This window comes from Candidatus Berkiella cookevillensis (assembly GCF_001431315.2).
Lineage (GTDB): Bacteria > Pseudomonadota > Gammaproteobacteria > Berkiellales > Berkiellaceae > Berkiella_A > Berkiella_A cookevillensis.
Genome location: NZ_LKHV02000001.1, coordinates 857,069 through 879,631 on the forward strand (window position 1 = coordinate 857,069; position 22,563 = coordinate 879,631).

Annotated in this window: 21 protein-coding genes; 10 read left to right on the top strand and 11 right to left on the bottom strand. The window is 37.4% G+C overall.

The window, feature by feature from the left end; translation table 11 throughout:
• Positions 1 to 72: 72 nt before the first annotated feature.
• Positions 73 to 1,428 carry an outer membrane protein transport protein gene (locus CC99x_RS03800; RefSeq protein WP_158003231.1) on the top strand — a complete coding sequence of 452 codons (1,356 nt, stop codon included), beginning with the start codon at positions 73 to 75 and terminating at the stop codon, positions 1,426 to 1,428.
• A gap of 177 nt (positions 1,429 to 1,605) precedes the next feature.
• Positions 1,606 to 2,259: a TetR/AcrR family transcriptional regulator gene (locus CC99x_RS03805; protein ID WP_057625250.1), complete on the top strand. Its 654-nt coding sequence runs from the start codon at positions 1,606 to 1,608 to the stop codon at positions 2,257 to 2,259.
• A 226-nt stretch (positions 2,260 to 2,485) separates the two neighbouring features.
• Here the strand turns inward: CC99x_RS03805 and CC99x_RS03810 are convergent, their stop codons facing one another.
• A complete protein-coding gene (locus CC99x_RS03810) occupies positions 2,486 to 2,920 on the bottom strand; it encodes a hypothetical protein (protein WP_057625249.1) in 435 nt (144 codons plus the stop codon).
• An 83-nt stretch (positions 2,921 to 3,003) separates the two neighbouring features.
• On the opposite strand from CC99x_RS03810, the gene CC99x_RS03815 reads away from it, so the two are divergent.
• From CC99x_RS03815 to CC99x_RS03830, 4 genes are all read left to right on the top strand, one after another.
• The gene (locus CC99x_RS03815; protein ID WP_057625248.1) at positions 3,004 to 3,489 is read left to right on the top strand and encodes a L,D-transpeptidase; all 486 of its coding nucleotides are present in this window, start codon (positions 3,004 to 3,006) and stop codon (positions 3,487 to 3,489) included.
• A 7-nt stretch (positions 3,490 to 3,496) separates the two neighbouring features.
• Positions 3,497 to 4,549, top strand: coding sequence for a beta-N-acetylhexosaminidase (gene nagZ / locus CC99x_RS03820; RefSeq protein WP_057625247.1), 1,053 nt, complete (start codon positions 3,497 to 3,499; stop codon positions 4,547 to 4,549).
• Positions 4,550 to 4,618: 69 nt separating this feature from the next.
• Positions 4,619 to 5,179 carry a hypoxanthine-guanine phosphoribosyltransferase gene (locus tag CC99x_RS03825; protein WP_102134521.1) on the top strand — a complete coding sequence of 187 codons (561 nt, stop codon included), beginning with the start codon at positions 4,619 to 4,621 and terminating at the stop codon, positions 5,177 to 5,179.
• On the top strand, positions 5,172 to 5,903 hold the full coding sequence (locus CC99x_RS03830) for an S-methyl-5'-thioinosine phosphorylase (RefSeq protein WP_057625245.1): 732 nt from the start codon (positions 5,172 to 5,174) through the stop codon (positions 5,901 to 5,903). Before CC99x_RS03825 ends, CC99x_RS03830 begins: the two co-directional genes overlap by 8 nt.
• A 272-nt stretch (positions 5,904 to 6,175) precedes the next feature.
• Here CC99x_RS03830 and CC99x_RS03835 read toward each other — a convergent pair whose 3' ends face one another.
• The 5 genes from CC99x_RS03835 to CC99x_RS03855 form a co-directional block, all read right to left on the bottom strand.
• Complete coding sequence (locus CC99x_RS03835) at positions 6,176 to 7,297, bottom strand: ATP-binding protein (RefSeq protein ID WP_057625244.1); 1,122 nt, start codon at positions 7,295 to 7,297, stop codon at positions 6,176 to 6,178.
• A 127-nt stretch (positions 7,298 to 7,424) separates the two neighbouring features.
• Positions 7,425 to 7,946, bottom strand: coding sequence for a thioesterase family protein (locus CC99x_RS03840; RefSeq protein WP_057625243.1), 522 nt, complete (start codon positions 7,944 to 7,946; stop codon positions 7,425 to 7,427).
• Between the two features lie 14 nt (positions 7,947 to 7,960).
• On the bottom strand, positions 7,961 to 9,082 hold the full coding sequence (locus CC99x_RS03845) for a beta-ketoacyl-ACP synthase III (protein WP_057625242.1): 1,122 nt from the start codon (positions 9,080 to 9,082) through the stop codon (positions 7,961 to 7,963).
• 43 nt (positions 9,083 to 9,125) lie between these two features.
• On the bottom strand, positions 9,126 to 9,875 hold the full coding sequence (locus tag CC99x_RS03850; protein ID WP_057625241.1) for an enoyl-CoA hydratase-related protein: 750 nt from the start codon (positions 9,873 to 9,875) through the stop codon (positions 9,126 to 9,128).
• Positions 9,876 to 10,020: 145 nt separating this feature from the next.
• Positions 10,021 to 10,404, bottom strand: coding sequence for a hypothetical protein (locus tag CC99x_RS03855; protein ID WP_057625240.1), 384 nt, complete (start codon positions 10,402 to 10,404; stop codon positions 10,021 to 10,023).
• Between the two features lie 186 nt (positions 10,405 to 10,590).
• Between CC99x_RS03855 and CC99x_RS03860 the strand changes: the two genes are divergently transcribed.
• A complete protein-coding gene (locus CC99x_RS03860; RefSeq protein WP_057625239.1) occupies positions 10,591 to 10,935 on the top strand; it encodes an ankyrin repeat domain-containing protein in 345 nt (114 codons plus the stop codon).
• Here the strand turns inward: CC99x_RS03860 and CC99x_RS03865 are convergent.
• Complete coding sequence (locus tag CC99x_RS03865) at positions 10,932 to 11,906, bottom strand: hypothetical protein (RefSeq protein ID WP_141651926.1); 975 nt, start codon at positions 11,904 to 11,906, stop codon at positions 10,932 to 10,934. The two genes, CC99x_RS03860 and CC99x_RS03865, sit on opposite strands and share 4 nt — an antisense overlap.
• Positions 11,907 to 12,014: 108 nt before the next feature.
• Between CC99x_RS03865 and purU the strand changes: the two genes are divergently transcribed.
• Positions 12,015 to 12,887 (top strand): formyltetrahydrofolate deformylase, encoded by an 873-nt coding sequence (gene purU, locus CC99x_RS03870; protein WP_057625237.1) that lies wholly within the window; start codon positions 12,015 to 12,017, stop codon positions 12,885 to 12,887.
• A gap of 82 nt (positions 12,888 to 12,969) precedes the next feature.
• Positions 12,970 to 13,593 carry a hypothetical protein gene (locus CC99x_RS03875; protein ID WP_057625236.1) on the top strand — a complete coding sequence of 208 codons (624 nt, stop codon included), beginning with the start codon at positions 12,970 to 12,972 and terminating at the stop codon, positions 13,591 to 13,593.
• Positions 13,594 to 13,658: 65 nt separating this feature from the next.
• Here the strand turns inward: CC99x_RS03875 and CC99x_RS03880 are convergent, their stop codons facing one another.
• Entirely contained in the window at positions 13,659 to 16,232 is a 2,574-nt protein-coding gene (locus tag CC99x_RS03880; protein ID WP_057625235.1) for a hypothetical protein, read from the bottom strand.
• Between the two features lie 378 nt (positions 16,233 to 16,610).
• A complete protein-coding gene (locus CC99x_RS03885; RefSeq protein WP_057625234.1) occupies positions 16,611 to 18,359 on the bottom strand; it encodes a hypothetical protein in 1,749 nt (582 codons plus the stop codon).
• Positions 18,360 to 18,527: 168 nt separating this feature from the next.
• Between CC99x_RS03885 and CC99x_RS03890 the strand changes: the two genes are divergently transcribed.
• Positions 18,528 to 19,538, top strand: coding sequence for a hypothetical protein (locus CC99x_RS03890; protein WP_057625233.1), 1,011 nt, complete (start codon positions 18,528 to 18,530; stop codon positions 19,536 to 19,538).
• Between the two features lie 268 nt (positions 19,539 to 19,806).
• On the opposite strand, the gene dacB is transcribed toward CC99x_RS03890, so the two are convergent.
• Both dacB and CC99x_RS03900 read right to left on the bottom strand, forming a co-directional pair.
• Entirely contained in the window at positions 19,807 to 21,225 is a 1,419-nt protein-coding gene (gene dacB / locus CC99x_RS03895; RefSeq protein WP_057625232.1) for a D-alanyl-D-alanine carboxypeptidase/D-alanyl-D-alanine endopeptidase, read from the bottom strand.
• Between the two features lie 36 nt (positions 21,226 to 21,261).
• Entirely contained in the window at positions 21,262 to 22,560 is a 1,299-nt protein-coding gene (locus CC99x_RS03900; protein WP_083477392.1) for an MFS transporter, read from the bottom strand.
• Positions 22,561 to 22,563: the final 3 nt, after the last annotated feature.

Below are 22,563 nucleotides of genomic sequence, written 5' to 3' on the forward strand. Positions count from 1 at the left end.
GTTACTAGAAATACCTTTATAAGTTAAATTTCAAAATTAACGTTAACGTGCATACCTGAGGGAGTGATAACAGTGGCAAGGAAATGGGAAGCAATACCCTTTAAATCCAGAACGATTAAGTCCGGCTTAAGGATCTTAACTTCAAGTTTGGTCATTTCATGTTTATCCAGCCAAGTTTTTGCTGCTGGCTTTCAAATTCAAGAGCAAAACGCATCTCAATTAGGTTTAGCTTATAGTGGTACAGCTGCACTTGCTGAAGATGCCTCCACTGGTTTTTGGAATGCTGCAGGTTTATCACACATCAAGGGTACACAAATTGTAGGCTCTGTTGTTGGCATCCTGGGTTCTTTTGATTATGACGCTAGAAATGCAAATAGTTCTATCCCTAATGTCCCCGCTACAGGCTCAAATGATGATGCAGCAAGCCCTGTTGCAGTACCATCTTTTCACGTAGCAACGCGTTTTAGCGATCGTTGGGTGCTTGGCTTTGATGTCAACGTTCCTTTTGGTTTAACAACTGAATATGATGATGACAGTATTGCTCGTTATGTAGCAACCAAATCTAAATTGCAAGCCTGGAATTTTGGCACCAGTTTGGCCTATCAAGTATTGCCTTGCATGTCGATTGGCGCAGGTGTTGATGCTTTATGGGGCAAAGCTGACTTGCAAGCTGTAATTGGTGCGAATGGTTTAATACCAGATGGTTACCAGCATAATTCTGCAGAAGGTTGGGCTTTTGGCTTCCATGCGGGCGTTTTATGGCAAGTTATGCCTTCGACAAGACTTGGGTTAAGCTACAGATCTAAGATTAATTTACATGCAGAGGGTGATAGTGAAATTGTTTCACAACCCGCAGGTGCTCCAATTAATGTATTCAGCGTTCGTACAGTTCAAACACAAGTTGCACTGCCCGAATCTTTAATTTTCAGTTTATATCATCAGTTTAATGATGAATTTGCATTAACCAGTGATGTGCATTGGACAAACTGGAGCCGTACAGATGTTTTAGGATTACGTTTTAGTCCTCCTGTTGCGGGTGGGCCAGGTAATCAAGGTATTGATACCAATACCAACTTACTCTTCAAAGACACTATTCGTATCGCGTTGGGCTTAATTTACAATTATGATCATCATTGGAGTTTTAGAGTAGGCGGTGCCTTTGATGAATCACCTACAAGAGATGAGCATCGTATTGCAAGATTGCCAGATGAAGATCGTTGGTGGTTAGGCCTTGGTGCAGCATATACCTTGAATCCACAATGGCGCTTTGATGTTGGTTATGCGCACTTGTTCTTCAAGAATGCACACTTAGAAGACAACGGCCCTCATGCTATCAGCGGTGTTCCAATATCTGCTGCGCACTTAACCGCAGATTATAAGAGCAATGCTAATATTTTAGGTGTTCAATTTCGCTACGATTTTGTATAATTGTTGAGTTAGTAAATTACTCGATAAAAAGGGGTTATGGTTGGTGGTTATGCATTGATCATAAGTTGTTTAAGTCTGGAGTATGTGAACTAAAGATAAAGGTGAATTGTTGTTAACGAGAATCTTATCTTTTGTTCACGAAGTAATGCTCCACTGGAGAAATGGATTGTAGACGTTATGCCACGGAAAACAGATAAACGAATAAGACTTATCGAAGCTGCTAAGGTGCTCATTCATCAACAAGGCTTTAACCTGACAACCCTCGCGGATATTGCTCAGGAAGCGGATGTGCCCTTAGGCAATGTTTATTATTACTTTAAGACAAAAGAAGCCATTGGTATCGCTGTTATTGAAAAACGCGCTGCTGAATGGTCTGAAAGACTTGCTTCTTGGTCAGAAATTTCTGATCCATTAGCTCGATTAGTGTCTATGGTTCGATATGGTTTGGAAGATTTAGAAATTACAGCTCGCTTTGGTTGCCCAGTAGGTGGTTTATGCCAAGAACTTGGTAAGCAAGGTGGTGCGTTGTCTGATCTTGCAGCAAAATTATTGTATGACGTGTTGAAATGGTCTGAAGAACAGTTCAGAGCTTTGGGCGTAGAAGAACCCCGTGCAGCAAATCATGCATTGCATACTCTTTCTGGAATGCAAGGTATGTTTTTACTAACTCATACCTTTAAAGATCCTAAGATTGCACAACGTCAATGTGACGAATTACAATCTTGGTTAGAAGGTATTGCGAAACGTAAAGTTGAAATGCCTGCTGTGCGTGAAGAAGCGGTTGCTCATGCGTCATCACGTGTTATGCAAGAGGAAGCCTTTGCTGAATAATTAAAAATCAGTAATCAATCTTCAAAAAAAGCTCCTTCGGGAGCTTTTTTTTTGAAGTAATGTTTACCCAACCTCACCAGAAACAAAAAAAACAGAAAAATGCTCGACTAATTTGTTTCTAGGCTAGGCAGCAAGCGTCCGAATAACAGGAGTGTATGAATAATACATGACTGTTTTATGAGTGACGTGAAGCTAACAACGCCTAGGAACAAACTAGGGATGTGCATTAAGCTTTTTCTTTAATCGTGATATGCGTAACAGGCGATGTTTCCCAACCCATCACTTCATATTTAGCAGCATAGTCGCCATGAAACACGGGTGCTTGCGTTAAAGTTGCGGTGTTTGCATTAATATAAACTGTAGCTACAGGCTGGCCGTTTGCTTTGTTTGTAAAACTGATGCCACAGTTTTGCATATTACCACCCCAGAAGCAGCCCATAGTTACTTTTTCAAAGCCCACAGGTTTGCTGGTATTTGCTTCAATACCATATCCTGGTATACCAGCAATAGATGTGTTTAGAGCAATGGGTGTTTCATTGCTAAATACGATCTGAGACACAGGCATTGCTGCATAAGACGTGCCTGTAAGTGCTAAAGTAGCTAAAAATAACCCTGAATAAATAGCCGAATTTAATCGATTTTTACTGTTATACTGATACATCTTTGAGACTCCTTGTATTATAGAAGCATAAATATAAACAGTAATCGTAAGTTAAACAAATCACATTGATTTTGAGGCAGTACATGGTAGCACATGCGCTATTGGTTGATGTTGAGACACAAGCTCTATATCATTTCAAAGATAGTAAAATAACAAAAAAATATTTGATTTCAACTGCTAAAAATGGCGTTGGTGAAGAAATGGGGAGTGAAAAAACTCCGCGTGGATGGCATATTATCCGAGCTAAAATTGGCGATAATCAGCCGATTAACTCTGTTTTTGTAAGGCGTAGGCCCTCAGGAGAAATTTATTCACCCGACTTTTCTTCTGCTTACCCTGGCAGAGATTGGATATTGACGCGTATACTCTGGCTATCTGGTCTAGAGGTTGGCAAAAATCGATTTGGAAACTGTGACACAATGAAACGTTACATTTATATACATGGCAGTCCAGACACTAAAGTGATGGGCGTGCCCAGTTCAAAAGGATGTATCAATATGCACAATAATGACATCTTAGAATTGTATAGCGATGTGCCCGTGGGAACAACCGTACTAATAAGAGGTTAGTGATTAAATGGAAATGCAGATTGGTCCCGTGATTGCAGATGTGGCTGGGCAAACCCTCACACAAGATGATATTGAACTACTCAAGCATCCAAGCTTGGGAGGGATTATTTTATTTGCACGAAATTATGATAACCCAGAACAAGTAATGGATCTTATCAAACATATACGAATGATTCGCCCACGTTGTTTTATTACGGTTGATCAAGAAGGGGGGAGAGTACAGCGCTTTGTTACGGGATTGACCAAATTACCGCCTATGCAAAGCTTGGGACGATTGTTTGATGAGCAGCAATTGAATGCAGAATCTGTGCTGAAAGTCGTAAAACAAATTGGCCAATTAATGGCTATGGAACTCAGAAGTTTAGGGGTTGATTTAAGTTTTGCACCTGTACTTGATTTGGCAACAGATTTAAATCCTGTTGTAAAAACAAGGGCTATTCACTCTGATCCTGCAATCGTTAACTTGCTTGCAAGTCATTATGTAGATGGTATGTTGTTGGCAGGTATGCAAGCCTGTGGTAAGCATTTTCCTGGGCATGGAAAAGTTACAGCAGATTCCCATTTATCTTTGCCTGTAGATTTACGTGATTTTTCTGAGATTACAGATGACTTATTACCCTTTGCTCATTTGATTAAGCATGGGATTGCTTCGATTATGACAGGCCATTTGATATTCCCTAAAATAGAAAAATTACCTGCTACTTTCTCACCGTATTGGTTGCAAACGATATTAAGAGACAAATTGAAATTTAATGGGGCAATTATTTGTGATGATTTGAATATGGATGCCACAAAAGAGTTAGGCGATCCTGTGATGTGCGCTAAATTAGCACTCAGTGCGGGTTCAGATTATATTTTAATTTGTAATAATCGACCGCAGGCAGAAAAAATACTATCAAGCATCACGGCTTCATTTGATCCAAAAGTAGTGGAAAGAAGAGAGAGATTACTGTCTGATCCAAAGACAATGATTCCATGGGAAAAGCTGCATCAGCATACTGAATGGAAAGAAGCTAGGAATGCCTTGGAGCAGATCGGCAGTTGGGACACGCTGCAGTAATTTTAAGTTTTAGATAATTGAATCGTTACACATTTTAGTTAAATGTAAGGTTGAAGTACAATGTCACAAATATTAGATCCGAATCATATTAAAGCAGTTGCAAAGAGAGCAACAGAGCTTCATTCCGCGCAAGCAGTTGATCTTGCGCTGGATCGCATGGCATCTGAAATCTCTACAGAATTGCATGATTCAAATCCAATTGTATTGTGTGTTATGGTTGGTGGAATTATCCCAACAGGCATGCTTTTAACACGATTAGATTTTCCACTACAAGTTGATTATGTTCATGCGACACGATATGGTGATGCCTTTACAGGTCAGAACTTGGAATGGGTTGTAAAGCCACGTGCTTCTTTGGAAGGCCGTGTGGTTTTAGTGGTAGATGATATTTTAGATGGTGGTTTAACGCTCGCAGGTATTGTGAAATATTGTTATGACGCTAAAGCTAGCCTTGTTAAAACCGCTGTATTAGTTGAAAAAGAAGTAACAAGACATAAAGATGCTGTGCAAAAAGCAGACTTTACGGGCGTTAAAGTAGAAGATAAATTTGTATATGGATATGGCATGGATTACAAGCGTTATTTAAGAAACGCACCGGGGATTTATGCGGTGAGTGGGGAAGATGAATAAAGTAGCTATTATTGGTGGTTCGCGTTTTATTACACTCGAAAATTTTGCTATAACCCATTCAACCACTGTAAGCACACCTTATGGTGAGCCTTCTGCACCATTGAATTATGGTATGTTGGGTGGCGACAAAGAAGTAGTGTTCTTGCCTCGGCGTGATACAGAAACGCCGATGGCGCCCCATAAAATCAATTTTAGAGCAAATATCTGGGCTTTGCGTGATGCTGGCGTGCAAACTATTATCGCTACTGCGGCAATCGCAGGCATTACAGAACAATATAATTCTGGTGATTTAGTTTTACCTGATCAATTGATTGATTACACCTATGGTCGGGATAATACTTTCTTTGGAGAAGATCATATTGCTCAAGTTGATTTTGCTGAGCCTTATAGCGAGATTCTGCGCCAAAAAATTATTAAAAAAGCGCATGAATTAGATTTGGAGCTTCATCAGCATGCAACTTATGGCATCACACAAGGGCCTCGATTTGAGACCATTGCTGAAGTTAAGAAATTAGCACAAGATGGGTGTCATGTTGTGGGTATGACTGGTATGCCTGAAGCAGCACTTGCCAGAGAATTGGATCTAGACTACATATTGCTTGGTATCATTGTAAGAGTTGCTGGTAAATATAACAAAACGCCAGAAATGGAGGCAAAAGTATTGTCTTGTGAAAAGAAATTGGCTTATTTGATCGAGCAATTAATATTAGATCCTGTGACTTGAACTGAGCCTGTCATGCAAGCGAAGGTTCATAGGCTTCAACTTAAAGATAATTGCCCTCTAAAATTGAGCTAAGACGTGTTTCACGGTACTTAGTGAGCGAGCTTTTTTTAATTTGTATAACGCCTCACTCGACTTTCAGCCATCCTCTCCTAAACTAGGAGAGGGGCGAGCAAGCATAGAGTCTGTGATTGCCTCATAGATTTTTTTGAAAGAAATGATGGTATGGCACTATAAATTTTGTGTAGGAGGCGACCACTGTGTCACACCTAAACTTATAAAATTAATTCTGTTAAAAAATTTTCTGCTCTTTGAACCTTGATATTGTCAATCATTTTCTCAATGCGAATATTTTTTACAAGTTGCGTAGCGGGGAAATTATATTTTTTATGAAATGTGTATAAAGGTTTTGAAAGTTCTTTGTCTGATGATTTGACCTCAATGATTTGTTGTACGGTTTCATCTTTGATTAGAGCAAAATCAACTTCTTCCTTGTCCTTTGTCCGCAAATAATGTAATGCATAGTTTTCTGCTTGATAATCAATCTTCGCAAAGACATGTTTTAAGAGGGAAACTGCAACAATATTTTCTAATTGTGCACCTTCATTTTTCTTGATTAATCCTGAGTCGAAAAAATATATTTTAGGTTCTTTTAATAAACTTCGTGCAATATTTTTTGAGAAGGGTGTTATACGAAAAATAATATATAATGCTTCGAGAATCTCTATATATTTTTTAACAGTAATGGGAGAAATAGCAATATCTTCGGCAAGTGATTGATAAGAAATTGGAGAACCTACTTTAGTTTTTAATAGCTCAAATAATGTTCTAATTGCTTGTATATTTTGTATTTTATTAAAATCAAAAACATCTGTTGCTAGTAAACTATTTACATATTGTAAGCGCCAGCGATTAACTTCAATTAAATCATTGATTAAATAAGGTTCTGGAAAACCACTTTTATCTATTAGATCATTTATATTATAAGATTTGTTTAATTGTTTTAATTCTGCGCAAGAGAGTGGCATAAGTCTATGCAGAAAGTAACGGCCTGCTAATGAATCTCCAATATGATTGAAGATTTCTAATCTAGCGCTACCTGTAACAAGAAGATGCATTGATTCTGCTTTAGTATCATAAATTCCTTTTAAATAATTTTTCCAGTTTGGCATTTTATGTATTTCATCGAGTATTAATAAATCCGTATTGAATAGCCAAGCTTGATCATGAATGATATTTCTATCTTGTAAATTGTCAAAATTGAGATATACCGGATATTGATATGATTTTGCGAGTTGTTTAGCCAAAAAGGTTTTGCCCACTTGCCTAGGACCTGTGATTAAGACCATTTTGCGTTTTAGGTCTTTAAGAATAGCCGATGATTGAATTCTTTCCATACTGACTATTCTATATTAAAATGTCGAATAGTCAAGACTTTTCAATATTTTAATATAGAATAGTCAAATCAATTCTTTAGCGCAATTTAAAGATAAATCATTATTAATCAAATGTTTACATATGCTATCAAATTTCATCTCGCTTTTCGCATTCAATCCAGCGTTTAAGTACCTCAGGTGCTGGTGGGCAGGCAATTTCTTTCCCCATGAGATCGATTAATTGTTGAGAAGGAATTTTGCCTTCTTTTCCCACAAAAAGTGCTTTCAGCAGTGCAGTTGCACAGAGCACATCTTCTTTAAAAAAATGTTGTTCCATATAAATCCATTTTTCATCCCAATAGATGACTTTAGATTCAAGCTTGTATTTTTGGAATAGGTTTAAGGGTTTTAAATAATGAATTTTAGCGCTCCCTAAGACTGGTAGCCAGCCACGTTTTAGACAAGCACCGAGTAGGCCATTTACAAAAGTTAAATGCAAACGGCCGAGATCCATAACCGTTAAATAACGGCCATTATTCATATGCATATTTAAATCAAGATCGTTTGGCCACACGCGCATATCTAATTGTGTGGACTCTAGTGGATCTGCGGGTTTTTGCATAAAAGGGAAGCGCAATAACAACCAAATCAATCTAAGATATAAATTCATTTTTTACTCGAAAATTAATTAAATTTACGCACTAAGACACTACCAATTGAATAGCCTGCACCAAATGAGCAAATAATACCGATTTCATTTTCTATAAAATCATGATGATGTTGGTGAAAGCAAATGATGCTACCTGCTGAACTGGTATTTGCAAAAGTATCTAAGATAATAGGAGCATCAAGTTCATTGAGCTCTTTGTTTAAGACTTTTTTAGTAATCAATTCATTCATGCTACGATTGGCTTGGTGCAACCAAAGACGCTTTATATCCTCGAGTTGAATGTGATTACTATTGCAGTGTGATAGCAGATGTTCACATACCAATGGAATGACCTCTTTAAATACTTTTCGCCCTTGTTGCATGAACAAATGATGAGGAATTGCTTCTTGCGTTGCAACTTCTGTATGTGTCAAAAAGCCTTGGTTGTTGCGAATATTGTTCGAATAGCTGGTTGTTAGTTTAGTATCGATAATTTGAAAATGTGGTACTTTTGCAAGGGATTTTTCTTGCAATACTAATGCGGTGCAAGCATCCCCAAAAATAAAATGCGATTCTCTGTCTCTAAAATTTAAATGTCCAGAACAAATCTCAGGATTAACCACTATAATGGTTTTCGCTTGTTTTGCTTCGATCATGGCTGTTGCCGTTGCTATTCCAAAAGTAGCAGAAGAGCATGCTACATTCATATCAAAGCCAAAAGCAGCAGATTGTAGGAAATGGGCAATTTCAATTGAAATGGCGGGATAAGCGCGTTGAAAATTAGAACATGCTACAATAATGCCATCAACCTCTTGTGGGTTTATCTGCGCAACATCAAGTGCTTGATTAATTGCCTTCAATGCCATCTCACATTGCAAAGAGGGTTCTTCTGGCGCTCTTGTCGCAATAAAGGGACGCATACGAGTGGGATCGAGAATGCCTTTCTTATCGATGACATAACGTTGCTTAATACCGGAAGCTTTTTCAATAAAGCCAGCAGAGGAAGGCTCTAAAGCTTGAATTTCGCCACTGGTAATTTTATCTTTATTGCTCTGATTAAAATCATCGACGTAGGAATTAAAGGAATCCACTAATTCTTGGTTTGTGATCACCTGAGTGGGTGTAAAAAGTCCTGTACCGGAAATTACAACTGTCATTTTGAAAATCCTTACACCATATTATTGATGGATGGAGAATACTTTATTGTTTGAAAAAAGCTTGCAATGCAAGTTGTGCTTCTTTAGATTGCAAACATTCAAAAAAGGACTTTGCCTCATAAGCAGTAACAGAAGAGACTTCTTCTAATATAGGTTTTTTGAGCAGTGCTTTGGTTAATTGTATGGCTTTAGGCGATTTGCTTGCTATTTTATTGGCTTTCTCAAGTGCGATCGTGAGCGCAGAATGAATGGGTGCAATTTCATTAATGATCTTAAGTTGCAATGCAGTTTGTGCATCAAATCTCTCGCCTAGCATGAGCAATTCACTTGCCTTTACATGGCCTACTAATCGAGGTAAAAGAAAACTGCTAGCAGCTTCTGGGCAGGCAGCTAAATTAATAAAGGGTAATTGAAATTGACTGCTGTGATCGGCAATCACCATATCACAATGTAGGAGTAGGGTAGTACCAATGCCAATTGCGAGACCATTCACGGCTGCAATGAGTGGTTTTTTAAATCTAGGCAATAGCATTAATAAATTTAAAACTGGTTCAAGATCATGCATAGATTTTGCGTCGATAAAATCGGATAGATCATTGCCTGCGGTAAAGCAGGTCTCGCTGCCACTCAGTACGACTGCATGTATGCTATCTTGTTGTTCTGCTTCAAGGAGTGCCTGTGTTAAGGATTGGTACATGGCTCGAGACAATGCATTTTTCTTCTCGGCGCGATTGAATTCGATGATTAAAACATTATCACGTTGTTGGCAAATAATAGATTCCTGCTGAGCCATTTTGATTCCTTGTTAACACGGACAGAAGAACAGAGGTTAACAATAAAAATGTGCGAGGTAAATCTTTATAGATTCTCGTAAAAATTTTATTTTCTTCTACCGACGTTTTAATTGAGGTTTCATGAAAAATGCCTTAAAACAGCATTTAAAATGGTTTTTTAATTTTAGCGACATGTGCAGCTTTAATATGTAGTAGTTCCTCTTCTACCTCATTAAACTGAATTTCTAACTGAAATACAATTTTTTTAAGGTGTTCTAAGCGCATTTCTTGGGTTGAGATTTCTAAAGCTAAACAGCTGTGTGAAAAAGAGATTGCGCCCACATCTATACTTCTGCGTCTTAACTCTCTTGCTGCCCCTGTAAAATTTTCTAAATTCTTTGCTTCTAAGGCAGAAAGTAAGTTTGAAAATTTCTTACGCGCATCTATTAAATAAAGCTCGATCAATTCCCCTAAATCTTTTTGAAATGCAACTTGGAAGTCATTTAATAACTGTGTATTAATATTTGGAGAAACAACTGAGCTTCCCATTGATAGCACCTTTGTATTTACATCAAAACATCGCTGGCCATTATAGTGTAGTTGCACATTAAAGAAACACTTTTATCTGAAAAAAGGGCACATTGAAGAAAAAAATCTTCAAAATGTGTTTGTTGAGCGACTAAAATTGGGTTATATTCTAGATGTACAGAGCACACATTAAAGGCTGATCAAACAATGAGTACACAAAACGATAAAGAATCACAATATCGCAAGGAGCTCATAGAATCATGCAGGAAATTAAGTGTTGATTTAGATTTTCATGGAAGTGTGGAACAATTTTCTTTTGAGAATGAGCCATACCTCAGCCTAGAAGATAGGCTTTGCATTGCAATTGTTATGGGTTCGAAGGAAACGGTGAAGCGTACTCTGGAGTTAGGTGCTGATGCAAATCATGTACAGAAAGGGATGAGTATTTATCAGCTCGCTGAAGCGCACAAACGAGCTGAATTGTTACCCCTTTTAAAAACATTTGGCGTAAAGCCCCATTCAAATAAAAAACTTAAGAAAAGAAACAGTTAAAAACCCACAGAATTATCCCCGTCATTACTACCTCCCTTGGATGTGGTTTTTATTTGCTCATGCCTTATATTGGTCTTTAAGCCTACTTTTTCATAGGGCTTTGATTTTTGAGCGGGCTGGCTGTTTTTAAGATAATGACTGTATAAATCCTTTTGGTGACATACCCATAATGCAATAACCCAAGGAATTGTAAAAAGCAGTAAAATTGCTTGAATCACCCAAAAACTCCAGTTGGGCAGTAATTGGCTGGTTACTGGAAAATAATAATGTGCCATTTCTGGAATGTTGGCAATAAAAAGAATTTTTACAAAGGCAACAACTGTATATAAAAAGCTTCTCCAATAAAAACCTTTTACCATCATTTCACTGGTTTCTATAGACTCATTGGCATCGAGTCTTTCTGTAAAAACCATTACAAAGGCAAAAATTTTAGGAATGAGTGCTAAAAGAACTAAGGTATACATAATGCTTGGTGCAAGGAAAGAAATGAGCAAAGGCAAGGTAGGGAGCTTTAGAGCTGGTAGATTAATTGCAAAAAATAGCAGAATGCACCCCATAATAATCAGAAGTGGTAATACGCTTGCAGAGACAATGCTGCCAATTAAACTAATAAAGCGTTCTAGAGAATAGAGAAACAAAGAAATCAGTGATGCAGGCTTTTGTACCATGTGATTATTGATAAGCATTACAATCATGCCTAAGAGTGGCAATATGGCAATGGCTGTAAACATGACTGCCAGGCTTGCTTTGCTTTGATAGGCAGGGGGCGCTAGTTGGGGAGCCGTTACCATCAATACGCCCAAAACAATAATCAAGGCGCTAATAAAAGCAGTTTTGGGCAAAGAGCATATATAAGCTTTTAAACTGTATTTAAGTAGCTCTGGCCCGTTATGAGGTTGATCGAAGTTAAATGTCATTCTAAGTCCTTTTGAATGTACAATTTCTACTTTTAAGTTTAACCGATTTGTCACTGTTTGCTCCCTAAACTTCATCAGTAAAGGAATATAGTTACACTGATTTTAGTTAATCTCTTGAGGCTGGTATACTATATTTACACTGAATAGTTATCTAGCTAAAAAATGAAAGTATTAAAGCCTGAGCATATTGCAAGACTCCTCATTCGTTGCCCCGATGGACCTGGTATCGTGGCTTCAGTCACTACTTTTTTGAAAAACCACGGTGCTAACATCACTGATTTACAGCAGCACTCAACAGATCCTGAGGGTGGTAAATTTTTTATGCGGCTTGAGTTTCAAACGCCGCATTTAGATCTTTCTAAGCACAAACTAGAAGAGACTTTTAAACAAGAAGTAGCACAATTGTTTAAAATGGATTATGAATTTCATTATGCATTACCTTTTAAACGTATGGCAGTGCTTGTTTCCTTGCATGATCATTGCTTGCTTGAGATTTTATGGCGTTGGTCGCGAGGTGAGTTGGCCTTAGAAATTCCCTTTATTATCTCTAATCATAAAGAGTTGGAGCATTTCGCTCAGCATTTCAAAGTACCTTTTCATTATATTCCTGTTGAAAAAGACCGGAAAATTGAGGCGGAGCAAGAGATTTTGAATTTATGTAAAGAGAGAGTCGATGGTATTATTTTAGCGCGCTATATGCAGATCTTGTCTAAAGATTTTGTTGAGCAATACCCAAGCAAGATTATCAATATTCATCATTCATTTTTACCGGCTTTTGTGGGCGCAAATCCTTATCAGCAAGCTTATGATAAAGGTGTAAAATTGATAGGTGCTACCGCGCATTATGTGACAGAAGATTTAGATATGGGACCGATTATTGCCCAAGATGTTGCACTTGTAACACATCGTGATAGTCCCTATACCCTTAAAGAGTTAGGTCGCAATGTAGAACGTAATGTATTGGCAAAAGCGTTAGATTATCATCTGGACGATAAAATCATTGTAGATGGTAATAAAACGGTTATCTTTGATTAAAAATGATTTGATGCGCTTATCAAGAGTGCTATTAAGTGTTATGGTGGAGGACAGTCAAACACTGATATTTTGAGGAATTAACATGCCAAAGCTTAGTTTCACGCAGATAAGCAGTATTGATGATAATGGTCTTGTAAATCCTAAAGATATAGAAATGGGGGAGGCAGGAGAGACACATCTAATTCCGCCAACCCTTTTATTTCATGCTCGTAAAACAAGTGCAGGATTTACTCGAACAGAGCAACGCATTTATTCCAAATATAAGGGTGATCGATATTGGGCCTTAGAGGAATGTGAACCCAATCAATATGTCTTAGTTAAACATCATCAATCTCGTGAAGTTATTGTTCCAAATGGTTCTTATATTTATGTTGTCATCAAAGATTTAAACAATAATCTTAAGTTACGCATAGGTATGGGGCGTCATGTTTTTTTAGCACAGCCAGAAAATATCGATAATGTAGTTATTGCAGGGGATATAAAATTTGCAGTAACGCAAAAAAATACTCAAAGCGCAGAGATTGTTTTTTTTAATAACAATTCCGGCGCTTTTCATGCAGTGGTAGGTGATAAATCGGTGTATGAGAGAAGGGCTGAGCTTACGCGCCAGTGTTTAGAAAAAGTAGGATTGCCGCTTCATAAATTTGTAGATGTAAATGAAAACCTTTGTTATGACACAAGCAAAAGAAGAAAAAGTGCTTTTTAAGAAGTGGGGGTGCCATGATTCTTTTGAAGCATGGCACATTTGTCGATAAGAAGTATTAGCTTGTTTTACCTATTGCTGAAAGAAGCACTTCTAGAGGCTTCTGGCTCAGGTTCTTGCTCCTGAGGTTTTGGGCCTTCTATTTCCATATCTTTTTCTTTTACTGTTATCTCTGATACAGTGGCTTTGGGGCCTTCAGAATAAGAAACGGTTAGTGACGAAGCATGTTGACCTAGAGCGTCTTGTGGGCCGGAAGATTCTAGCTGAGAAATACTAGGTTCTGTTATTTTGCTGAACTTATCCAATAACTCAGGCGAGACTGTTTGTGCCTTAGCTCTTTCTTGAGTTTTATAGGTTTCAAGATTAGATTGGCTTTCTTTGATTATAGCATCATGCTTTACAGTGCCACTTATATTACTGATTTCAGACACACTTCGCTCTGGTGGTGAATTCCATTGTGTAAAGCCTTTGCCTGAAAATAGTCCCTTCAAGGTATCTCCCAGACGTGTACCAAAAGAACGCTCATAATGTGTTGTTTTTGCACCCGCGTTTAATAGAGCATCTATTTTATCTTTGCTGTTTGCCAGCTGTAAGGCCTTGAACCCTTCTTTATTTTTTTGACTCAGGTCGCATTTATCTAGCAAGATTGGGAGTAATTTTTTTTGTAGCATATCTTCTTTACTGGATTTTGTAAGATCAGTTTTCAAATATTCGTGTAATGGATAAGAGCTTCGAATGATTTTTTGAGCGGTATCATTGCATAGATCAGAATCCATACCCGATCTTTGATAAATACTATAATCCCGACGAATATCTTGAAATACTTTTAGCATTTCTTGTATCTTTTCTGGCGTTATATTTTCTTTTGTTGTTTTTTCTGTATTTTCAATAGCTGCCTCACCTGCTTTTACGAGAGAAGCAGGTGTTCCTGCACCAGAAAGATTAAGTGGCACAACGGCCTCTGAATCAAAACCAATAGAACCATCGCTTTTAGGGAAATAATCTTGAGAAATTTTGAGTGTGATATCTTTTAAAGCATTCAAATTGCTTTCAGAAGGGTCTTTTTTATAAGCGGCATCGAGTGCTTCCATTGTCTGGAGATCTGCTGCAAAGGGAAAATATTCTCCAGCCCCCACATCTTTAGCAAAGGTTTTTAAGATATCATTTTGTTGATCCATATCTAGATTGTACTCTGCTTGTACCTCTTTGCTAGATGCTTTAATGAGTGTATCTATTTGTGCCTCTGTGAATTTTCCAGAGTCTTTTGCAATTTCTAATGGCGTCTTACCTTCTTTTCTTGCTGTTGATTGAGCAATATCTTGCGATAAATAAGATTTTAGTACTTCAAAATCACCATTTTCTGCAGCTACAAACATTTTTTCTGCTATAAGGTCTTGCAATTCAGGAAATTTCCCTGTTTCTTTGAGGGTGTCTAAAAGCGTTTTGCCTTCTTTTGTTGTATCAAGTGGAACGATATTTAGGGTAAGGCCTTTGACAAAATTATCAAGCTCACCATCCTGGGCAAGTTTAAACATCTTTTCTGAAACGAGCATTAGGAATTCTTTCTTTGCTGTTTCATAGTCTTCTAGTGCTGTCTTTCTAAGAACATCATCGTCACTTGAGACCCTTTCTTCTCGAAAATAAGAAAAACTTTTAAGCTGCTCAATATACGTTGAGCATATATCTTTTTCTTCTTTGGGGGCTGAACCACCTAGGCTATCATAAAATTGCTTGGCTAGACTTGCATGCTTGTCTATATCAAAACCTAATTCTTTACTTTTTGTATGATAATCTTGTATGCGTTCAAGGATGCTATCTGTGGGTAGCAATTGATCGTATAAATTTCTTGCTATCTCAGTGCCAACCAACTGCGCAAATTTGTTTGCTGGAAGTCGTTCTGTAAATATTTTCTCTCGTGCTTCAGTAATGTTTTTTCTTATATCTTCGATAGAGCGTCCTGCAGCTAATTCTTTTTGTGCGGCAGAAATTTCTCTGTTAATATCGGAAGAAAAATTTAACAAATAATTCTTTTGTAAATAATCAACAGTGGCTTGGAAAATTGGTGTATCCGTGTCGCCTAATTTTTTATTTAGGCGTGCGCCATTAATGGCCTGTAAAAGATTGTTAATATCTCTGCTTTGGCTTGCTGTTATTGTTTTTTCTTGCATCATTTTTATAGAAACATATTGTAGGGTTTTAAAGCGATAAGAGCTAATGATAGTATCTTGAATTTTTGATAACTCTTCTGGAGAGATATCATTTTTCTTTGCAACATCTTCCCAAAATTTATTCCATTTGGGATCTGATTTTAGACCATTGTCCAATTTTTCAAAGACAGCATCAATTTTTTGTGTATTTTCTTCTGTCATTGGTAGGAGCGTGCCTGATATATCTTTTAATAGATCTTCTAAATCGCTGGCACCAGGACAATGCGCTAAAAATCCAACTTTGAATACATTCTGTAATGCGGTAGGGCTATTTTTATCTTTGTCGCCTTCTAAATTTTTAATGGTTTCATTAAAGAAACGTCTTCTGTCTCCATCTATAATATCTTTTACATTTTTTCCACTTTCCTCTAATTTTGTATTGATGGCAATGAGTAAATCCATAGGAGAAGTAATGGTTGGCCCTTGGTTTGACATAGTACCCTCTCGAATAATGTTCTGAAATTATAAACAGTCTGTGTATAATGATTTATTTTGTATAACAGAAGTTCCCTGATCTGAACCAACTTTAAAGATAAATCTTCTCCTATGAAGGTTATGGATCAAGTAGTTACACCTGTGCGTATACTCTTCACATTCGAATTTTAGGTTTTGTTGACAGCGCTCCCTCACCTTAATCTGCACTATTTGTACGCTCCTGGGGATTCGCACCCTTGCCGCCTCACACATTGTGCCCCTTGCGGGTAAAAATCGACTCTTATGAGTGTATAGGTACATAGAAAGACAAATAGATATTATTCAGTCTAGTGTATAATGAGAGCCTTAAAAAGATAATCAATGATATTTAATCATAGATTATCGAGCTTTTCTCCTTTGATATATATTGCTCTTTTTTGTGCTGCTAGGCGTTAAGCTTGGATCAGGGTTTTTATAGAAGAGTACATGTAAAAATGGATCTCTATTCAGCTTTTTGTTCAGCATATCTTTCGCAGGGCTAGGCGCTGATTTCTCGGCGATATTTTTTAATTTTGCATTGATTTGCTTTAGAAGGACTTTAAATACAGTGCTTTCAGTTTCATTTTTTTTGTTTAGTGCAAAATGTTGATGAGGCGTATGGAGGGTTTCTGAGGCTATATCTATGGAATCAATGAGGATTAATTGTTTATTCAGTTGTGCTAACAAGAATTCTTGCATATCAGGTGTTAAATCATCATAGGCAATGGGTCTTGTTTTTCCAGTCTTTTTACCTAAGTGCAATTCTTTTTCTGCATTTCTTTCTGGATCTTGGATGCCAGCTTCAGTAAATACTGTCTTGGCAATTTTATTTTCTAATTTTTGTAAGAAAAAATCAGTATAGATGGGTGTAATTTTTTTGATAAAATCGACAAGATGTTGATCTTTTAGGGTTGATAGTTTACTTGAGCTAAACATCGTTAATTCGTGATCAAATTCAATCATTGCTTGAATAATATTTATTGGGGCGTTATTTTCTTCTGGGGGTGTGATTTTTTGTGAAAAATCATTGCTGTGGCTAAGAGATAAAAAACTAGATTCTTTTAATTGTTCATAAGTCCATGCGGGTGAATCAATGCCTTGAACAGAATATACTTTTGTGCCCCTGTTCGTGAGTGCCTGTTGTATTTGCTTTATTCTGTCAGGATGGTCAAAAATAATATTGTTAGGATTGACTAAGAACTGGATGTCCACTAAAGCAGCGTTTTCTTGTTTAAATAGTGCAATTTGTGCTTGGACGAGTTCATCTCCTAAATATTGCATCAATTTTTTACGAGATTCGAATGATAGTGTTTTTTTTATTTCATCATTTTTTTGAGCCATTTTACTTTGTAAATACCATTCAGGCGCAAGCTCTGCAACAATCATTAGCTCAACATCTTGACCCTTTTGTGCTTCTTTTTTTGCAATTGCTGTGGCAATAATGAGTAGCATTTGTACGTGCCCTGGATGAGGTGGGTTCATTTCACTTTGCATATGTAAAATGATGCGTGAAACATGGCTTGGATTGTCTCTGGATGCCCATGTTACGACATCAGTGGGTACAAAATGCTGTGGCTGTCCGATTCTATCTCGAATAGGTATAGATTGATTTTCATGAAGAGAGATATTTTCTACTGGCATGATTTCTGTTCGTGTTAAAGCAATATTTTCATGATTTAGTGCATAGAGTTTGTATGCACAATCTTTGCTATTATCAAGCATTGCGAATAAATTTTTTGCAGTTGTTGAAGGATGAATATCAATTCCACCTGTACCGTAGATCATGATATTAAAGGGAATAGGATTGTTTTTATGCGTACCATCAGACAGGCTTAGTTGTACATTTGTTGGCAGTAAATGAGGATGTTTATAGAAAACATGGATCAAATTTTGCAAATCAAAATATTTATTTTGCATACCTCCCACATATTCTAAATGAATAATCGCATTGGGATGTGCATTTGCTTGATGATGTATTTCGCAATAAAGATCGAGAAAATGGCTTCTATCTTGTTCAAAAATTGTATTTTGAAGCACCGTATTTGAACCATCATTTATCTGAAATTGCCTGTCTTTATTTGTGATTGTAATCTTAATAAAATCTGGCATATATACATCTTATCCCATTATTTTGCTTTCTGAATCACTCACTTATATTTATTAGAGTCATATTTTAAATAAAGAGTTCAAAAAAAATCCAGGACAGCCAGATTAAGTTGATTTACCCAAAATCTTTGAGCTAGAATTCCTTTCAGTAATAGGGATATTTTTTAAGTTATGACTTTAGCTCGCTCAGAACAAATAAATTTGAATGCCACGCCGTATTATCACGTCATGAATCGCTGTGTGCGCCGTAGCTTTCTATGCGGTTTTGATGAACTAACACAGAAAGATTATTCGCATCGTAAAGCGTGGATTGTCGATCGATTAAAGTATTTGGCAGATATTTTTGCCATCAAAATCTGTGCTTATGCTATCATGAGCAATCATTATCATGTTGTGTTATATGTCGAAGATAAAGAGACTTGGTCAGAAGCAGAAATCATCCGTCGTTGGGCTTCTATTTTCCCCAAAGACGCTCAAGAAAATAAGCACTTAAAAAAGAAAATTCAGCTTTGGAAAGAGCGTTTGACGAGCATCAGCTGGTTTATGCGTTGTTTAAATGAAAAAATTGCGCGCGATGTAAATGAAGAGGATGATACTGCTGGGAGATTTTGGGAAGGACGCTTTAAATCTCAAGCCTTGTTGGATGAAGGTGCATTGCTGAGTGCAATGGTTTATGTTGATTTAAATCCAGTCAGAGCTGGGATTACCACGACCCCAGAAGAATCGGAATTTACTTCCATTTATGAACGCATTCAGCATATTTCCAAGCAATTAAAAATCAATAAGCCAAAATCTATTAAACAGCTCAAGCGTGAAAAAGCAGATATATATAATAGCCTCATCCAACCCAAATCCTTAGTGCCTTTTGCAAACATCTCAAAACATCATTCACATGCCATTGATTTTAAACTGGTTGATTATTTAGAACTTGTTGATTACACAGGGCGAATAATTCGTGATGATAAAAAAGCGGGTTCTATTCCTGAGCATCTAGCACCCATCTTAAGCAGATTACAGTTTGAGCCTCAAAACTGGATATCATTAGTCAAAAATTTAGCTAAAAATTTTTCTCATGCAGTGGGAAGTGAAATTTTACTACTTAATTTTGGCAAAGAGAGAAGGAAAGCTTTAAAAGGCATTACTCAAGCAAAGAAATTATATTCAAGTACACACGTCGCCTAATTCAACATTTTACCCACATTCATCTGAGAATCATTCGTTCGATATATTATTCATAATTAAAGCTACCAATGATGGTAGCAGCTGCCAATTTATTATTCGATTATTGTGTGTTTATTTATTTTTTATTGTTGGTATAAAGAATTTTTAATTATGGCTGTCCTGTTTTTTTGTTAGACAGAATTATTCACGCAAAAGGGACATGGTTTAAAATAGTGATTATACGTGGATGGGACGAACAAGCTCGTCCCATCCAAAGAGGAGGGATGAGCTATAAGGTTTCAAATAACAGTTCACACAGCTTATCTTCAGCTAATTTCAAATTTTCGCTTTTTTCTAAAGACTGATTGATGATAATACTAAAAATATATTTTTGACCGCTTTTGGCTTGCAAATAACCTGACAAAGCAGAAGTTCCCATTGCCGTACCTGTTTTAGCAGCTATTTTGTTTTTCAAGGCTGGCTCTTTCATACGAAATGCTAAGCTGCCACTTTCTGCTGAATGACTGAGTGCATTTTGAAAAGTGGAAAAAGTAGGATCTTTTTGCATTTGATACAATAATTCAGAAATGAACACAGGGCTGATGAGAGTATAACGTGAAACGCCAGATCCATCAAAGAGTCGATATTGCTCTGCAGGTAAATTAAAAGATTCGCTGAGCGTTGCTTTGATGGCATTGACACCTTCTTGGAAACTGCCTTGATTAGAGCGCGCAAGCCCGAGTGTCTTGGTGATTGCGTCGCTAACAATATTGTTAGAGTCACTTAATACAGGTTTTAAGAGTTGAGATAAAGGTTGTGAGGCGTGTACAGCAATTACTTTTGCATTTTCTGTAATTTTTCCAAAATGAATATCACCTTTTAGATCGATTTTATTCGTTTCGAGCGCATGTTGAATGGCTTGTTTTGCTAGTAGGCGTGTATCTTGTAATGACAGCTCTAAAGTCAGAGGGGTTTTTTCAATTGACCAACAACCAGAAATATCTACCTCATTAGCATTTTGATAGACATTCAGCTGGCAATGCGCATCGGCGGTTGCTTTATTGACACCCATTACATTTGCTTTAATTTTAAGGCTTGGGAAACTGTTGGCAGCTTCAAAATGAACGGCTTCTTTAAGCGTTTTGGTTTCCTGTATTTTAACTTGTGTTTTATTTTCATTAATAATAATGCTACTGATAGGCGCTGAATAATACCAAGGCAAAGAATCCCAGGTCCAACCTTGACTATAAACAGGGCCACTAAAAGTATGATCATCAATAATGACATCGCCGTAAATCGTGTCAATTTTATTTTCTTTTAATTTTGCAATCAGCTGATTAAGGTCTTCCATGCGTAAAGTAGGATCGCCGCGAAATTGCACATAGAGTGATTTTTCATCGTTCAGCAATCTGGTCTGAAATCGATAAGATTCACCTAAGGTTTTGAGTGCCGCGGCAGCTAAAAATAGTTTTGTGTTGCTTGCAGGATAGAAATATTGATCTGCTTGTTGTTGATAGAGTATATCGCCTGTTTTTGCAGATTGAATAACAATACCTACTTGAGCATTTGGAAATTTCTCTTGCACAAATTGCGTGATTTGTGAAGGAAGATTTTCGTAATTAGGTTGTATATTATTGGCTGCTGTTGCAGATACGTTGCAGGTAAAGAGTGCAAGCCAGCAGAAAGAAAGACTTTTTCGGAGCATCATATTATTTCCCTTATAAGATGAGAAGCAAGTAGTTGGTTATTTCCTTAAAATCGCTTGAGTATAGCCTTCGAAAACAGGTGTTGTTTTAGTAAATTGTATTATAAAAAATACAATCAGTGCTGTGAATGAAACATAGTAAGCAGGGCCCATTTGCCAATTTTGTGTATTATTGAGGTACTGAGCTACCATGGGGGCTGTGCCAGAAAAAACAGCGGCTGATAAGCTCCAGGCAAAGGAAATGCCTGTGTAACGTGCCCTAATGGGGAATTTATCAACCAGTAACTTTACAATTGGCCCACACATCAAACCATTGAGAAGACCATAGAGTAGCATCGCTAAGCCAATATTTAAGTAGTTGCCACTTAACATAAGCGTGAAAAGCAGGGGTGTGGTTGCTGCAATCATGAGCAAGCTGAGCTGATATTGTTTTTCAGGCTGCCATTTATCTGCAACCCATGCTAATAAGGGGATGAATAAGCATACTGTGCTTTCACCGAATATCGCAAAAAATGTTGCATGATGTGTGGGTAGCTCAACGCTTTGGGTTAAAAAAGCAACAATGTAGATATTTAAAATATAAACATAGATGCCCGTAAATGCAGCAATTGCAGCAACATAGTAAAAGCTATTTTTATATGTTTTGCATAATTGTAAAAGAGAGAGTGTGATTGCTTTTTGGGTGTGCCTTTGCTCTAAGTATACGCTTGATTCTGCAATGCCTTGACGCAACCAAAGACCTACAAAGCAACTCAGTCCTCCCATGATAAAGGGTATGCGCCACGCCCACGCAGGCATTGATGGTAAACTAACGATAAAGGCAGCTAATCCACCCAATACCATTCCAAAGGCAGCAGCGCTGCTTACCCAGCTGCCGGCAAGGCATGGGTTGGTTGAACCAATTTTTTCTGTCAAGAAAATGCCAGCACCATTAAATTCACCGCTGACAGCAATACCTTGCAACATTCTTAAAATGAGTAAGCAAAGAGGTGCTGCTATGCCCCAATCGGCATATGCAGGCAAGCAACCAATCATCAATGTAGCTAAACCCATGAGTATCATCGAAATACTAAGCGCGGGCTTTCTGCCAAAGTGATCGCCGATATAACCGAAGAGTATTGCACCGAGTGGGCGCATCACATAACCAATTGCAAAAATAGCGTAGGTTTTAATGGTTGCGATAAAAGCATCTTGGGCAGGGAAAAAGAGGCTAGACAACTTTAGAGCAAGATAGCCATAGAAAGTGTATTCAGCCCATTCTAAAAGTGTGCCAATCGTTGTGATGCTGATTAGCATGAATCGTTGTTTGCTTTCTTGTATCTGGCTAACGGATGACATATT